The sequence below is a fragment of the Gordonia liuliyuniae genome (assembly GCF_021738805.1).
In the GTDB taxonomy this organism is placed as follows: domain Bacteria; phylum Actinomycetota; class Actinomycetes; order Mycobacteriales; family Mycobacteriaceae; genus Gordonia; species Gordonia liuliyuniae.
The window spans coordinates 1-16172 of the sequence record NZ_JAKKOR010000009.1; the positions used below are offsets into that span (position 1 = coordinate 1).

At 68.2% G+C, this 16172-nt stretch carries 12 protein-coding genes; all 12 read right to left on the bottom strand.

All coding sequences use genetic code 11. The annotated features are described in order from the left end of the window. Positions 1-373: 373 nt before the first annotated feature. On the bottom strand, positions 374-1645 hold the full coding sequence (tyrS, locus tag L5G33_RS11815; protein ID WP_236998388.1) for a tyrosine--tRNA ligase: 1272 nt from the start codon (positions 1643-1645) through the stop codon (positions 374-376). A gap of 6 nt (positions 1646-1651) precedes the next feature. Further along, positions 1652-1873, bottom strand: coding sequence for a Trm112 family protein (locus tag L5G33_RS11820; RefSeq protein WP_236998389.1), 222 nt, complete (start codon positions 1871-1873; stop codon positions 1652-1654). 28 nt (positions 1874-1901) lie between these two features. Continuing rightward, on the bottom strand, positions 1902-4892 hold the full coding sequence (locus tag L5G33_RS11825; RefSeq protein ID WP_236998390.1) for an AMP-binding protein: 2991 nt from the start codon (positions 4890-4892) through the stop codon (positions 1902-1904). Between the two features lie 105 nt (positions 4893-4997). After that, positions 4998-6440 (bottom strand): argininosuccinate lyase, encoded by a 1443-nt coding sequence (argH, locus tag L5G33_RS11830; RefSeq protein WP_236998391.1) that lies wholly within the window; start codon positions 6438-6440, stop codon positions 4998-5000. 144 nt (positions 6441-6584) lie between these two features. Continuing rightward, positions 6585-7082: an arginine repressor gene (locus L5G33_RS11835; RefSeq protein ID WP_236998392.1), complete on the bottom strand. Its 498-nt coding sequence runs from the start codon at positions 7080-7082 to the stop codon at positions 6585-6587. Beyond that, the gene (gene argF / locus L5G33_RS11840; RefSeq protein ID WP_236998393.1) at positions 7079-8002 is read right to left on the bottom strand and encodes an ornithine carbamoyltransferase; all 924 of its coding nucleotides are present in this window, start codon (positions 8000-8002) and stop codon (positions 7079-7081) included. The genes L5G33_RS11835 and argF overlap by 4 nt, the downstream gene beginning before the upstream one ends. A 5-nt stretch (positions 8003-8007) precedes the next feature. Further along, on the bottom strand, positions 8008-9195 hold the full coding sequence (locus L5G33_RS11845; RefSeq protein WP_236998394.1) for an acetylornithine transaminase: 1188 nt from the start codon (positions 9193-9195) through the stop codon (positions 8008-8010). Beyond that, a complete protein-coding gene (argB, locus tag L5G33_RS11850) occupies positions 9192-10091 on the bottom strand; it encodes an acetylglutamate kinase (RefSeq protein ID WP_236998395.1) in 900 nt (299 codons plus the stop codon). Before argB ends, L5G33_RS11845 begins: the two co-directional genes overlap by 4 nt. Then, positions 10088-11317 (bottom strand): bifunctional glutamate N-acetyltransferase/amino-acid acetyltransferase ArgJ, encoded by a 1230-nt coding sequence (gene argJ, locus L5G33_RS11855; RefSeq protein WP_236998741.1) that lies wholly within the window; start codon positions 11315-11317, stop codon positions 10088-10090. Before argJ ends, argB begins: the two co-directional genes overlap by 4 nt. A gap of 23 nt (positions 11318-11340) precedes the next feature. Then, positions 11341-12378, bottom strand: coding sequence for an N-acetyl-gamma-glutamyl-phosphate reductase (gene argC, locus L5G33_RS11860; RefSeq protein ID WP_236998396.1), 1038 nt, complete (start codon positions 12376-12378; stop codon positions 11341-11343). Between the two features lie 96 nt (positions 12379-12474). After that, positions 12475-13617: a metallophosphoesterase gene (locus L5G33_RS11865; RefSeq protein ID WP_236998397.1), complete on the bottom strand. Its 1143-nt coding sequence runs from the start codon at positions 13615-13617 to the stop codon at positions 12475-12477. Further along, a complete protein-coding gene (gene pheT / locus L5G33_RS11870) occupies positions 13614-16094 on the bottom strand; it encodes a phenylalanine--tRNA ligase subunit beta (RefSeq protein WP_236998398.1) in 2481 nt (826 codons plus the stop codon). Before pheT ends, L5G33_RS11865 begins: the two co-directional genes overlap by 4 nt. Positions 16095-16172: the final 78 nt, after the last annotated feature.

The window sequence follows — 16172 nt, forward strand, 5'->3', positions numbered from 1 at the left end:
AAAAAATACAAAAAAATGTGGCACAAGAAAAAATCCATCACACACTATCGAGTTCTCAAAGAACACACACCCACCAGCACCAACCCAAACAAATCAGGCCGAACTCCAGCGAACATATACTGTTGTACTGACCTGCAAGAGGCCAACTCCCCCAACCTACCAGGCCGAGGACCGCTCCGCAATACCGAATTTCTGGTCCGTAGATCGGATACGAAAGAAGGTTTGTGCCGAAGCGGCTTCCTACTGTACCTCACCGGCGTTGAGTCTTTCAACTCGCTGTCCGGCGGGGGACGGTCGGTGTCGTTGCGGCGGTGCCGCTCGGACTCGAAGAAAGTTACCCGACCGGCACCGCCGAAGACAAATCACCTGGTCGTCAGCCAATTCGGGCGCCCGCAAAGGTCTTCTTGCCCCGACGCAGAACCAGCCACCGCCCGTGCAGGAGGTCGCCGGTGGCCGGCTCCCAGTCTGCATCGGTGATCTTGACGTTGTTCACGTACGCCCCGCCTTCGTCGACGGCGCGTCGCGCGGCTTTGTTCCCCGTGGCCAGACCCGACGCGACGAGGAGTTCCACGACGGTCGGTGCCGCGCCTGCGTCGAACTCGGCGATCCCGGTCTCCGCCAGCGCTGCCGACAGGGTGCCTTCGTCGATGCCGTCGAGCTCGCCCCGACCGAAGAGCGCCTGGCTGGCCTGCTCGGCGGCCGCGGTCAGATCCGCGCCGTGGATAAGGGTCGTCAGTTCCGCGGCGAGACGCTTCTGCGCGAGACGCAGATGAGGTTTCTCCGCGGTGACCTCTTCGAGTTCGACGATCTCCGCACGCGAGAGGAACGTGAACCACTTCAGGTAGTTGACGACATCCGCGTCGGCCGTGTTCACGAAGTACTGGTACCACGCGTAGGAACTGGTCAGCTCGGGGTCGAGCCATACGCTGCCCCCACCGGTCGACTTGCCGAACTTCTTGCCGTCGGCCGATGTGACGAGCGGGACCGTCAGTGCGTGCGCCGACCCGCCGTCGACCTTCCGGATGAGATCGGCACCGCCGACGATGTTGCCCCACTGGTCCGAGCCGCCGATCTGCAGTACCGCTCCGTGCCTGCGGTACAACTGGAGGTAGTCGTTCGACTGGAGCAGCAGGTAGCTGAACTCGGTGTAACTGATGCCGTCGGACTCGAGACGGCGTTTGACCGTCTCTCTCGCGAGCATGACGTTGACCGAGAAGTGCTTTCCGACGTCACGCAAGAACTCGATGGTGCTCATCGGGCCCGTCCAGTCCATGTTGTTGACCAGGACGGCTCCGGTCGGTGAGTCATCGATGTCGACGAATCGTTCGAGTTGGCCGACGATACGCCCCGCCCAGCCGGCCACGGTGTCGGCGGAGTTCATCATCCGCTCGCCGACATCGCGCGGATCCCCGATCAGACCGGTCGCTCCGCCGGACAGGACGATCGGGCGATGGCCTGCCAATTGGAACCGCCGCAGAGTGAGCAGTGGCACCAGGTGGCCTGCGTGCAGGCTCGACGCCGTCGGGTCGAAGCCGGCGTACAAGCTGATCGAGCCGTCGTCGAGCGCGGAACGGAGAGCGTCGATGTCGGTCGTCTGCGCGATGAGTCCCCGCCACGCCAGGTCATCGAGGATGTGGTCACTCACGCGTGCTCACTCCCCCGCCGCTGCGGTGAAGGCGCGGTGTTCGTCATCGGACACGCTCCGCGCATCGTCGATGAGCATGTCGGGGATCCCCAATTCGTCGATCGCGTACGCGACACGCAACCGTGGGTTGTAGAGCTCGTCTCCCGCGTCGATCAGTTCACCGAGGTCTTGCGGGCAGACGAGCCGGTCGCGGACGACCGGGTCGAGGCGTTGGGCGCGTGTGCTCATGGGTCTCGAGATTACTCGGGGCACCGCGTCACTCGGGAGCCTGGGCGGCGGCGTGTGGCGTGCGAGACGACCAGTCGACCGACTTCGCCGCCTTGGCCGTGTACCGGCGGTAGCGCCCTTCGCCGTCGCGGTACCAGACGCGCGCGCCCGGCTTCGGTATGCCCGCGGCGACGAACCCACTGGTGATCACGCGGAACGACTCCGAGCGCGGCATCTCGTCGACGACCCAGATCAGGTCGGGACGTTCATCCGACGACAGTTCCCCGAGTCCGACGCGCAGTGCCGTCGGGGTCACCGACGACGAGCCCGCGCGGAGACTGATCACGGCGACAGCCACCTGGGTCCCCGGCTCCCCCACCCCGTAGACGGCGACCTGGTCGACGGCCGCGACCTGCGACAGCGCCTGCTGGATCGGGACAGGGTAGGCGATCCCGTGCGCCGTGCGGATCACGTTCTGCGACGAACCCACGAACCACAGGTCGCCGTCCGCGTCGGCACGGAAGAGACTCCCTGCGACCTCCCACCGATCATGCGGACGGAACACGTCGCGAAGGACGAGCCCATTGGATCCGAATCGCTGCGCCGCGTGTGCGACGAGCATCCCGACCTCGCCGACGTCCGCCTCACGGATGAAGCCGGTGTCGCCGTCCACCAGCAATTGCTCGGTCTCCGGGTCGTAGGCTGCGATCCGGACCGAGTTCGTCTCGGGCAGAGCCCGTCCCATCGAACCGACCTTCGTACCGTCGACGTTCGCCAGAATCGTCGAGCCGTCCGCCGTCGCAAAGAATTCGAGGATCCGGGCCTTCGGCAACACGTCGTCAATCTCGGTCCACAGGCCCGTCGACAGACCCGATCCCATGAACAACCGGACGGTGCTGAGCTGGGCGGGATCGAACGTCTCGCCGCGGAGGATGTCGGCGAGCATCGACCAGGTATAGGAGACGACGGTGACGCCGTAGTGGCGGACCTCGAACGCGAACGTCTCCGGGTCGATGCCGTTGGAGAGCGCGATTCGTGATCGGCCGACCACCGTCGCACCCAACGTGGTCAGCAGACCGGATGCGTGGTGCAGCGGCGGCAGGCAGTACACGGTGTCTCGGTTCGACAGGCCCGCGGCCGCAGCGGCGCCGAACGCCGACATCGCGAAACGGTGATTGGTGATCGCCCACTTGGCGATGCGGCCCTGCGTCTTTGTGAAGAGAATGAACGCGAGATCGCCTGCGAGGCCGGGATCGCGCCGATACCAGACCGGCATCCGCACGCTCTCGGGGTCGATCTGCTCCATGTCGACGACGCGCTCGCCGTCCGCGCGTTCGATGACGCGAGCGTCTGGGCTACCACCACCGAGCACCAGCACCCGATCACTGGCCGCCGAGGCGACGTCGAGGTGTGTCGGGTCGGTGATGATCGAATGCGTGTCCGAGAGTTTCAACATCTCGGGCAGGTCGTCACCGGATGCGAGGATGACGGCGACCGCGCCCAACCGTGACAGCGCCGCGACAACGACCAGCGCAGACGGCCGGGTGTGCATGAGGACGCCGATGTGTTCGCCTGGGCGGATTCCACACGAGATCAGTCCGGCCACGACGTAGTCGATACGAGTGTTGACCTGCTCATGTGTGAGGACACGGTTCTCGAACAAGAACAGTTCGTTGTGCGGGGTGCGACGTTCGTTCTCGCTCATCAGCTTGCCGAGAGAGATCCGCGTCGACGGCTGGATCTGGCCGAGCCGCAGCAGGCGCGGCACGGTTCGCACCGATTCGCTCGCGACGGCGGTAGCCGTGCGCTGGATGGACGAGACCGCGTCGATCAGTTCCTTCGACACTGCGGTGCCCGCGCCAGCCACCTGGCCGACCCCGTAGGTCAGGCGGTTCGCCCAACTGATGCCCGACCCGGTCGCCGCCGACGCGTCCATCGGCGCGGTGGTCTGTGGTTTCGGGCCGCGCCCGTCTCGCCACAGGATCCACTCGGCCGTCGTGGGCCACGACAGCCGCCCGGCCGTTGAGCCGACGACGAGACCGAAATGGCCTGCCGGGACCGGAGTCTCGTAGACGTCGGCATCCGGCGCAGCACGTTGGATCCCCCGAACGGCGACCGGCTGGCCGATGTCGTCGGTTTCGCCAACGAACGCGAGCACCGGGCACGTGATGTCGGTCATCGACACGACTTCACCGTCGATGACGAATCCGCCGGACACCATCCGGTTGTGCACGACGAATTGTCGGAGGAGTTCGGCGACGGCGGGGCCGGACCACGCAACCCAACCCTCCTGTTCGATGAATCGACGCTGGTCTTCACGGGGCAGCAATGCGTCGCGATCATGGAGCCGGCGAAGGAAGTCGATCCGACTCCTCGCCGTCTTCACCGGGTCGGCGAGCTGGAAGCCGGTACGCGCCAACCAACTCGGGACCCAGACGTTGGAGAAGAACCGGTCACCCAGGAACTCGACGCCCGGGACGACGAGATTCGCCGGTATGCCCAACGGCATCGCCGCGGTGATGTCGACCGGGCTGCCGTAGGTGATGATGCTCGCCAGGCCCTCGGCCCGTCGATACGCCGCCGTCTGGTAGGCGAACATGCCGCCCTGGGAGTAGCCGGCGAGGTGGACGTCGTGTCCGACGACGCGCCGCACGAGGTCGACGACACGGCTGATGGCCACGACGTGGTCGGTGAGAGTCCGCTCCATGCCGCCCACTTCGTGGTCGGGCGACCCGAAGTCGACCACCCACGGGATGATGCCGTACCGGTGCAGGACCGAGACGGCGCCATTCTGCTCGGTCACGTCGTAGACATTGGCCGACACCATCATCGGAGGGATCAGAATGATGTGGGGCGCGTTGTCGCCGGGATCGTCTGGAAAGTACCGGCGCAACCGGAACATCTTCTCGGTCTCGACGATTGTGAAGGGCGCGGGTTCGGTGCCAGTCTCGAGACCGCCCATCCGAATGACTTCCAGCCCGTTCTGCGTCGTCGCGACGATGCGACTCACAGCGGTGCTTATGTTCGGCAGTCCGACCACAGCAGTCCCTTTCTCCCCGCCGCGGCAGTCGTCACCGTGAAACCGGTTCCGCGACGCGGATCACCTTACCTGTATCGCCCGGTTTCACTGTAGGAGACGGCTCGTTCAGATCAGCGCGGCGCGTAACTCGGCGATCGTCGCGGTCGCGACGGAGATCTGCCGTTCGACCTGGGTCGACGCGGTGCCGCCGTGCGCGTTTCGTGATTCGATCGACCCGGTCACGGTGAGTACTTCGGCCACCTCTGGCGTCAGCGCCGGATGGATTCCGGCGAGCACATCGTCGTCGAGGTCGTTCAGTCCGACACCGCGCGACTCGGCCTCCCGCACGCACGCGCCCGCCACCTCATGCGCGACGCGGAACGGAATTCCTTGCCGGACAAGCCATTCAGCAATATCGGTCGCGAGCGTGAACCCGGCGGGCGCCAGCTCGGCCATACGGTCCGGATGGAAGGTGAGCGTGGCGACGAGACCCGTCACCGCGGGCAGGAGGAGTTCGAGCTGTGCGACGGAGTCGAACACCGGCTCTTTATCTTCCTGCAGGTCACGGTTGTACGCCAGCGGCTGCGCCTTGAGCGTCGCGAGCAGACCCGTCAGGTTGCCGATCAGTCGTCCGGACTTTCCGCGAGCGAGTTCGGCCACATCCGGATTCTTCTTCTGCGGCATGATCGAACTGCCCGTCGACCACGCGTCGGCAAGAGTGACATACCCGAACTCCGGTGTGCTCCACAGGATCACGTCTTCACCGAGCCTCGACAGGTCGACGGCCGCCATCGCGAAGACGAACGCGGCCTCGGCCGCGAAGTCACGTGAGGCTGTCGCATCGATGGAGTTGTCGGCGGCCCCGGCGAACCCGAGGTCCTCGGCGATCGCGACCGGGTCGAGCCCGAGCGAGGAGCCGGCCAGCGCACCCGCACCGTACGGCGAGACGGCGACCCGTCGGTCGGCGTCCACCAGTCGCGAGACGTCCCGCAGCAGCGGCTGCGCGTGGGCGAGCAGCGTGTGTCCGAGGAGCACCGGCTGCGCCGCCTGCAAGTGCGTCTTACCCGGCATGGCGACCCCGGGGTTGGCTGCGGCCTGCGTGACGAGCGCTTCGGCGACGTCGAGCAGACCCGAGCCCACCCGTCGCATCCCGTCTCGCAACCACATCCGGAACAGGGTCGCGACCTGGTCGTTGCGGGACCGGCCCGCGCGCAGTCGTCCGCCCAGCTCGGCGCCCACCCGCTCGATGAGTCCTCGCTCGAGAGCGCCGTGGACGTCTTCATCCGATTCGGCCGCGACGAATGTGCCGTCCGCGACGTCCGAGGCGAGCCGATCCAGGCCGGCGTGCATGGCGACCAGGTCGTCGTCCGTCAGGAGACCCGCCCGATTCAACACACGTGCGTGCGCCTTCGATGCGGCGACGTCGTACGGAGCCAACGCCCAGTCGAAGTGCGTCGACTTGCTCAGCGCCGCCATCGCCGCAGCGGGACCGTCCGCGAACCGGCCTCCCCACAGAGCGCCCTCATTGGTGCCGTCTTTGCGGGCGGTTGCGTCGTTGCTGTCTGCCATGAGCTCAGGTTCTCCTTGCGGACGGATGGTCGTCGGGTTTCATTGTGCCGGTCCAGCCGGCGGACGTAGGCGGCCGGTGGCGTGTGTCGGGCAGGGCACGGCTGCCCATCGATCAACGGCGGAGGCTGCTCGGCGGGGCGCCGGTCACACCAGCTCTTCGATCTGTTGGGAGAGGTCGGCGCCCGAGAGCGGGCGGCGGGCGAGGACGAAGACCGTGTCGTCCCCTGCGATGGTGCCGACCACGCCGGGCAGACGGGCACGGTCGAGAGCGCTCGCCAGGTAGGCCGCGGCCCCGGGCGGGGTTCGCAGGACGGCGATGTCACCCGACGAGTCCGTCGACACGAGCAGGTCCGCGAGTAGGCGGGACACGCGTCCCGTTCCACCGGACACGCCCCGGACGGGGGTGCCGTCCTCGGGCACCACGTAGACGCCCGCGCCCCCGTCTGCGGCGCGCAGCTTCACCGCGCCGAGTTCGTCGAGGTCGCGCGACAGAGTGGCCTGGGTGGCCTCCACACCGATGTCGGCCAACCGCTGCTGCAGGTCGGACTGGCTGCGCACATGATCGGCCGCGAGGATCTCGACGATCCTCGCGTGCCTACCCGCGCGGGTCGCGGCGAGGCGGGACGACTCCGCGTCGGTCACTGGTTCTCCAGCAGCCACGTCAGGAGCGCCTTCTGCGCGTGCAACCGGTTCTCGGCCTCGTCGAAGACGACACTCGCCGGTCCGTCGATCACCTCGTCGGTGATTTCCTCACCGCGGTGTGCCGGCAGGCAGTGCAGGACGATCGCGCCGTCCGCCGCATGCCCGAGCAGGTCGGAGTTGATCTGGTACGGACGGAACGGGCCGACCCTGTCGAGACCGTCGTCCTCCTGACCCATCGACACCCAGGTGTCAGTCACGAGCACGTCAGCGCCGCCCGCGGCTTCGGCCGGGTCGTCGATCACGCGCACGCTGCCGCCGGTAGCCTCGGCCTGCTGCTGCGCCTGCGCGACGATGTCGGCGTCGGGGCGGAAGCCCTCCGGCCCGCTCACGCGCACGTGCATCCCGGCGACGGCGCAACCCAGCATCAACGAGTTCGCCATGTTGTTCGCGGCGTCGCCGAGGTAGGTGATCGTTAGCCCGGCCGCGCGTCCCTTGTGCTCGATGATCGTCTGCAGGTCTGCGAGTACCTGGCATGGATGGAACGAGTCGCTGAGCGCGTTGACGACCGGCGCCGTCGAGTACGCCGCGAGATCGTCGAGGCGGTCCTGCCCGAACGTGCGCCACACGATGGCGTCGACGAACCGAGACAGCACTCGCCCGGTGTCGGCGAGCGACTCGTCGCGCCCCATCTGCGTCGTCGTGCCATCGACGACGACGGCGTGGCCGCCGAGTTGGACGATGCCGACCTCGAACGAGAACCGCGTACGCGTCGAGTTCTTGTCGAAGATGACGCCGACGGCCTTCGGCCCGGCGAGCGGCTTGGCCGCCAACGGGTCGGCTTTCATCTGTGCGGCGAGCGCGAGGACAGCGGACTGTTCGGCAGGCGAGAGATCGTCGTCGCGGAGGAAGTGGCGGGTCATGTCAGTCAGCCTTTCGCATGCGCCGCGTGCGCGGCGTCGAGGATCGCAGGCAGGTCGGCGACGAATGCCGCTGCCTGATCGTCAGACAGGATCAGCGGCGGTGCGAGCCGGAGGACATCGGGAGCGGGCGCGTTGATCAGGTAGCCCGCGTCCCGTGCGGCCGCGTCGACGTCCTTCGCGGCCGGCGCGGTGAGCACAACGCCCAGCAGCAGCCCGTCGCCACGTACCCCGGCGATCAGTGGGTGGCCGAGGCCTTCGATGTCGGCGATCAACGACTTGCCGAGCGCATCGACACGCGCACACAGATCATTCGCGTCGATGTGGTCGAGCACCGCGAGGGCCGCGGCGGCGCACGCCGGGTTGCCGCCGAACGTGGTTCCGTGGTGGCCGGGGCCCAGCAGGTCGGCGGCCGGACCGGTCGCCACGACCGCGCCGATCGGCATGCCGCCACCGAGCCCCTTGGCGAGTGTCATCACGTCGGGCACGACGCCCGCCCGCTGATGCGCGAACATCGTGCCGGTCCGCGCTACACCGGTCTGCACCTCGTCGAGCACGAGGAGAGCTCCGTGCCGTGAGGTGATCTCCCGGGCCGCCGCGAGGTAGCCGGGCGGGGGCACGACCACTCCGTTCTCACCTTGGATCGGCTCGAGGACGACGGCGGCCGTCTGCTCGGAGACTGCCGCTTCGAGCACTGCGACATCGCCGTACGGCACGAAGTCGACGCCCGGGGGCATCGGCTCGAACGGTTCCCGTTTACCGGGCTGCCCGGTCATCGCGAGCGCACCCATCGTCCGGCCGTGGAAGCCGCCCTCGGCCGCGATGATCTGCGGTCGGCCGGTGCGGCGAGCGATCTTGAACGCCGCCTCGTTGGCTTCGGTGCCCGAGTTGCACAAGAACACTCTGCCGTCGTGGCCGAACGCGGCGAGGAGCCGCTCCGCGAGTTCGACGACGGGCGGCGACACGTACAGGTTGGACACGTGGCCGAGCGTCGACAGCTGGCGAGTGACGGCGTCGACGATCTCCGGGTTCGCGTGCCCGAGCGCATTAACCGCGATCCCGCCGAGGAGGTCGAGGTACGCCCTGCCGTCGGCGTCGTAGACGACGGCTCCGTCACCACGCACCAGTGCGATCGGCGGCGTTCCGTAATTGTTCATCAGCGACGCGGACCACCGCTGCTGCAAGGGTGCGGTCATTCCCGGGTTCCTTTCTCGTCGGCGATCACCGTGGTGCCCGCCGTCGATGCGGTCAACAGGGCGGCGATGACTCCGTGCGGCTCGCGGCCGTCGATGACATGGGCTGCGCCGATGCCTGCTTCGACGGCGCGCAGACACGCCTCCATCTTCGGGACCATGCCGGTGTCGAGACTCGGCAGCAGCTGTGCCACCTCACTCGCGGTGATGCTCGAGACGAGCGACGAGCGGTCGGGCCAGTCGGTGTAGAGGCCTTCGACGTCGGTCAGCATCACCAGGTGCTCGGCGGCCAGTGCGCCTGCGATCGCTCCGGCCGCTGTGTCGGCGTTGATGTTGTGGACGACGCCGTCGGCGTCCGGCGCGATCGTCGAGATCACCGGGATCCGGCCCGCCCGGATCAGATCGTCGACCGCTGAGGTGTTGACGGCGGTGATGTCACCGACGAGCCCGATATCGGTCGGTTCGGCGTCGACCAGCACGGTGCGCCGGGTCGCGGTGAACAGGTGTGCGTCCTCCCCGGTGATACCGACCGCGTACGGGCCGTGCCGGTTGATGAGGCCGACCAGTTCGCGCCCGACCTGACCGAACAGCACCATCCGCGCGACATCCATCACCTCGGGGGTGGTGACGCGGAATCCACCGCGGAACTCGCCTTCCAGGCCTAGTCGCTTCAGCATCGTCGAGATCTGCGGTCCACCGCCGTGCACGACGATCGGGTGGCTGCCGCACGCCCGCAACAGCACCATGTCCGCGGCGAACGCCTCCTTGAGCGCGTCGTCGACCATCGCGTTGCCGCCGTACTTGATCACGACGCGTTTGCCGTGCAGCGCCTGCAGAGCAGGCAGCGATTCGGCGAGGACGGCGGCCTTCTCCAACGGGGTTCCGTCGACGACGCTCATGACGAGTACGCCGAGTTCTCTTCGACGTACGCGTGCGAGAGGTCCGTCGTCCGGACGGTCGCTTCACCGTCGCCGAGGTGCAGGTCGGCGACCACGTGGATGCGATCGCCGCTCAGGTCGACCTCACGGGCTCCCGGCACACCGGTGCCCGCCTCGCAGACGGTGAACCCGTTGAACGACACCGCGATCGAGTCTGGGTCGATGATCACCGGGGTCACCCCGATCGCGGCCAGCACCCGGCCCCAGTTGGGGTCCGAGCCGAACAGAGCGGTCTTGACGAGCGAGTCGCGGGCCACGGAGCGGGCGACGACGAGCGCGTCGTCGTCAGTCTTCGCGCCGGTCACCGTGATGTCGACGCGCTTGGTGACGCCTTCGGCGTCGTTCTGCATCTGCGCCGCGAGGTCGTCGCAGACCGCGAACACGGCGGCGTCGAGTTCGTCCTGTGCCACTTCGATGGCACTGGCTCCCGACGACAGCAGCAGCACGGTGTCGTTGGTCGACATGGAGCCGTCGATGTCGAGACGGTCGAAGGTGCGCGCCGTCGCGTTGCGCAGCGCCGTGTCGAGTTGGGCGGGCGTCACCTTCGCGTCGGTGGTCAGCACGATGAGCATCGTCGCGAGCGACGGCGCCATCATGCCCGCACCCTTCGCCATACCGCCGACGTTCCAGCCTCCCGGATGGTGCAGGGCCACCTGCTTCGGGATCGTGTCGGTTGTCATGATCGCGTAGGCCGCGTCCGTGCCGCCTTCGATCCCACCGCCCATCTCGTGGACGATCTCGGTGACTCCGGCGAGGACCTTGTCCATCGGCAACCGGTCGCCGATCAGGCCCGTCGAACAGACCGCGACCTCGCCCGCTCCGGTCTCGGTGCCCCAGTTGGACAGCGCTTGCGCGACCGCCTCGGCGGTCGCGTGCGCGTCCTGGAAGCCGCCCGGACCGGTGCACGCGTTGGCGCCGCCCGAGTTGAGGATGACCGAACGGAGCCGCCCCGCGGTAAGGACCTGCTGCGACCAGAGGACGGGGGCGGCCTTGACCTGATTGGTGGTGAACACGCCTGCGGCGTCATACTCGGGTCCCTCGTTGAACACGAGCGCGAGGTCTGTCCTACCGCTGACTTTGATGCCCGCGGCCAGTCCTGCGGCCCGGAAACCGAGGGGCGCGGTGACGCCTTGGCGGCGGACCATCCGGCCACCCGACGTCGGGTCGGTGAACTCAACGGGCTCCAACGGAGTCTGTGGCTGTCCTGCGGTCACGGTGCCACTCCCACCACGCTCAGGCCTTCGGTCTCGGTGAAGCCGACGGCGAGGTTCATCGATTGCACAGCTGCGCCGCCGGTTCCCTTGGTCAGGTTGTCGACGACGCCGACCGCGGTGAACGTCCCGGTCCGCTCGTCCACTGCGATGCCGATGAGGACGGCGTTCGACCCGATGATCGAACCCGTCTCCGGGAACTGTCCGGCCGGCAGGACGTGCACGAACGGTTCGTCGGCGTACGCCTTCTCGTACGCGTCGCGTAACTGCTGCTCGGTCGCGGTGGTCCGCGCAGTGCAGGTGGCGAGAATGCCGCGCGTCGTCGGTACGAGGACCGGTGTGAAGGAGACGTCGACGGGGGTGTTGGCCGCGTCCGACAAGGCCTGCGTGATCTCCGGGGTGTGCCGGTGAGCGCCGCCGACCCCGTAGGCCCGCACCGAGCCGATGACTTCGGCGGCGAGGAGATTCACCTTGGGCGAGCGGCCCGCGCCGGACGCACCCGACATCGCGACCACGTTGACCCGGGAGTCGACCAGACCGGACGCGAGCGCGGGAAGCAGCGACAGAATCGAGACCGTCGGGTAGCAACCCGGCACCGCGACCCTGGTCGTCGAGGACAAGGCCTCGCGATTGCCCGGCAGTTCGGGCATGCCGTACGGCCAGGTCCCCGCGTGGTCGCCACCGTAGTAGTGCGTCCACTCGGCCGAGTCGCCGAGCCGGAAGTCGGCTCCGCAGTCGATGATGATCGTCGACGGCGGCAATGCGTCGGCGATGACCGCGGACTGACCGTGCGGCAGACCGAGGAACACGACGTCGTGTCCGGCCAGGACCTCCGCCGTGGTCTCCTGCAGAACACGGGCGCTCAACGGGATCAGATTCTTGTGATGATCGCCGAGTCGGGTCCCTGCGTTCCCGCCCGCCGTCAATGCACCGATCTCCAGCTCTCCCGTGGCCACGCGGGGGTGACCGCACAGGAGCCGAAGGATCTCTCCGCCCGCGTATCCGCTCGCGCCCGCGACCGCAACCTTGATAGTCATGTCAATCATTATGCATGACAACGCAAAGTAATTCAGCGAGGGGGCGCCGCCTACTCGATCAGCGGGACCGGACGGCTGGACCAGCGAGAGAGCGAGTCAGGCGGCGGGCCGCAGGGTGATCAGGGCGATCTCCGGCGGCGCGAGCACACGGACCGGCGGGCCCCACGCACCTGTTCCACGTGTGACGTAGACGGGGATCCCGTCGACGTCGCCCCAGCCCGCGGTGACCGGCTGTTCGAATCCGACCAAGTACGTCAGCGGCCACATCTGGCCGTCGTGCGTGTGGCCGGAGAGTTGTAGGTCAGCCCCGTACTCGGCCGCGTCCTCGGCTTGGATCGGCTGATGCGCGAGCAGGATGACCGGATGCGACCGGTCGCGTCCGCCGAGCGCCGCCGCGTAGTCGGGTTCGTACGGGGCGGGTGCGGTCGCGTCGTAGACACCCGCGAGGTCGACGACCCCGTCGCCGCGCCGGAGTTCGACACGTTCGTTGCGGAGAGTCCGGACACCGAGCGTCTCCCACTGGTCGAGCCATGCACCACCGTCGTCGACGTAGTACTCGTGGTTGCCGCTGACCCCGAACACCCCGAGCGGCGCGTGCAGGTCCCGCAGCGGCTCCAGGGCCGAGCCGACCTTCGCCACGGTCCCGTCGGTCAGATCTCCCCCGAGAACGATCAGATCCGGGCGCTCGGCCATCACGTCGTCGACCACCTTGCGGACGAATCCCTCGCCGCGCGCGGGGCCGACGTGGACGTCTGTGACGAACGCGATCCGGACGCCATCGAACGACGCAGGCAGTCCGGCGATGTGGGCGTCCTCGTCGACGATCCTCGGCGATGCGGCCTCGGTGAGCCCGTAACCGGTGATTGCGAGGGCCGCCACGGCGACGACGGCGCTCGCGCAGGCGATCACCCGGCGGGGCAGGCCGTCTGCGCGCCGCCGCAGAACCAGTCGCGCCAGCCGGACCACCGCCGACACGAGCGCCACGAGCACCGTGCCCAGGAGTAGGTAGAAGACGACCGCCGCCCAGGTGAAACCGACGAAGCCGATCGGCCGCGACCACGACGGGTCGAACAGGTCGCCGACGGCGAACGAGATCGTGGTCGCAACGGCGAACACGATCAGGACGGTGTCGGCGGCCGCCGCCCAGCGTCCGCGCAGCCCCGTCGCGCGCACCAACCGACGGTGAAGCCAGAACGTGACGAGCAGCGCGGCGGCCGCCGCGACGAGCAGACGGATCACCGGAGCCGGGCGCCCACCGCGGCCGCCGCCCGTTCGACCGCGGCCAGTTTCGCGGCACTCGCATCATCCTCGGTCAGCGTGCGATCGTCCGCGCGGAACGTGAGCGCGAACGTCAACGACTTGTTGCCCTCGCCGACCTGCTCACCGGTGAACACGTCGAAGAGCGAGATCGATTCGAGGAGCTCGCCCGCACCGTCGCGCAACACGTCCTGCACCTGCTGTGCGGGGACGTCCGCGGCGACCACGACGTTCACGTCCTGCAGGACAGCCGGGAACGGCGACACCGTCGGCGACGGCAGATTCTCGACGAGGGGCAGGGCATCGACGTCGACCTCCACGGCGCACAGACGTGCGGGCAGCCCGGCGCGTTCGAGCACGGCGGGATGCAACTCGCCCGCGTGACCGACGGTGACCCCGTCGACTTCCAGGCGCGCGCAGCGGCCCGGATGCCACGGCAGGGTGTCGTCTGCGACGAGCGTCAACTCGACCCCCGACGTCGCGGCGATCACGCGGGCCGCCTCGAATGCGTCGTAGGCGTCGGCGGCGCGGCCTGCACCCCACGGTCCCGCCGGGTCGCGCAACCCGGTGAGCACAGCGGCGGCGTACAGCGGCTGACGTGGCAACGACGCGTCCAGGGCTGCCAGTTCGTCGTCCGATGGCCGTCGCGTGACGTCGAGAGCGCCGACGACCGGCCCTTGAGCGCCACCGAGCACCACCTGTCCGACCGCGTACAACGCCAGGTCGCGACGTCCACGTGCGATGTTGCGACTGGCCATCTCGAGCAGTCCGGGGAGCAGTGTGGTGTTGAGTTCGGGGCGATCGGCCTCGAGCGGATTGAGAACCGAGAGGGTGGACCGGCGCGGATCGTCGTCGGTCAGCCCCCACGTGTCGAAGACGCCCGCAGGCATGAACGGGTACGGCAACACCTCGATGAAGCCGTCCGCGGCAAGCGCGTGCCCGATTGCGCGGCGACGCCGCTGGCCTGCGGTCAGACCGCGGCCGCCGGGCGCGCTGGGCACGATGGCGGGGATGTCCTCGAGTCCTTCCAGACGGAGGACCTCTTCGACGAGGTCGGCGCCTTGGCGGAGGTCGGGACGCCACGACGGCGGGGTCACCGTCAGCAGATCGTCCGTCTCGTCGACCATGCAGCCCACCTCGCGCAGTCGCGCGGCAGTCGTTCCCGTCGGATACTCGACGCCTGCCGTCGCATCCGCGAGTCCCGGAGAGATCGCGATCGGCGCAACGGGCTCGGTGTCGGTGTGCACGTCCGACAGTTCGCCCGCGACACGTCCGCCTGCCAGTTCGACGATGAGGGACGTGCCTCGGTCGGATGCGACCGCTGTCAGCTCCGGATCGACGCGGCGCTCGAATCGCTTCTGCGCCTCCGAGCTGAGCTTGTGCCGCTTGCCCGTGCGGAACACGCGAACCTGGTCGAAGTTCGCCGATTCGAGCAGCACGTTCACGGTCTCGTCGCCGACTTCGGTCGCCGCGCCGCCCATGACCCCGGCGAGCGCGATGGGACCGGACTCGTCGGCGATCACGACGTCCTCCGGGTCGAGTGTGCGGGTGACCCCGTCGAGCGTCTCCAGGGTCTCCCCCGCCCGCGCCGACCGCACCGTGATCGTGCCCTGCACCTTGTCGGCGTCGAACGCGTGCAGCGGTTGCCCGAGCTCGATCATCACGTAGTTGGTGGCATCGACGATCGCTGAGATCGGGCGGATGCCTGCCACCATGAGGCGTTTGGCCATCCACCACGGCGACTGCGCGGTGGGGTCGACACCGGCGATCACCCGGGCGGTGTAGCGGGTGGCGGCGCTGTCGGCGTCGATCGAGACCGGCCACGGCTCGCGAGCGTCGTCGGCAGGCAGTGGGGCGCCGGGCAGCCCGGCGTCGACATAGGGCACGGCGAACGCGCTCGCGAGTTCGCGGCCGAGACCGCGCATCGAGAACGCGTAGCCGCGGTCCGGCGTCACGTTGATGTCGATCGCGGTGTCGTCGAGTCCGAGTACGTCGCGGGCGTCGGCGCCCGGCTCGGCGGTGCCCGAGGCCAGCACCAGGATGCCCGAGTGGTCGTTGCCGACGCCGAGTTCGGTGACCGAGCAGATCATGCCGTCGGACGTCTTGCCGTACGTCTGGCGGGTGGCGATCTCGAACGGTCCCGGCAGCACCGTGCCGGGCAACGCGACGACGACGAGGTCGCCGATGGTGAAGTTCCGGGCTCCGCACACGATGTCGCGGGGGGCCTCTTCACCGACCTCCACCTGACAGAAGCGGATGGGCTTCTTGAACTCGGTGAGCTCCTCGATTCCGGCGACGCGACCGACGACGAGCGGGCCGGTGATCTCGGGGAACGGTTCGACGTCCTCGATCTCGAAACCGACGCGGACGAACCCCGCGTCGATCTCATTGGTGGACGCGGCCCAGTCGGGCGTGCCCTTGCGCAGTACTTCGGTCAACCAGGACTGTGGGAGTCGCACGGGGTAACCAACTTCTTTCGTGTGGAACTCGGGTCGCGAGTCATTCCGCTCGCGGACGTCGATGTGGCTGGAGGCGGT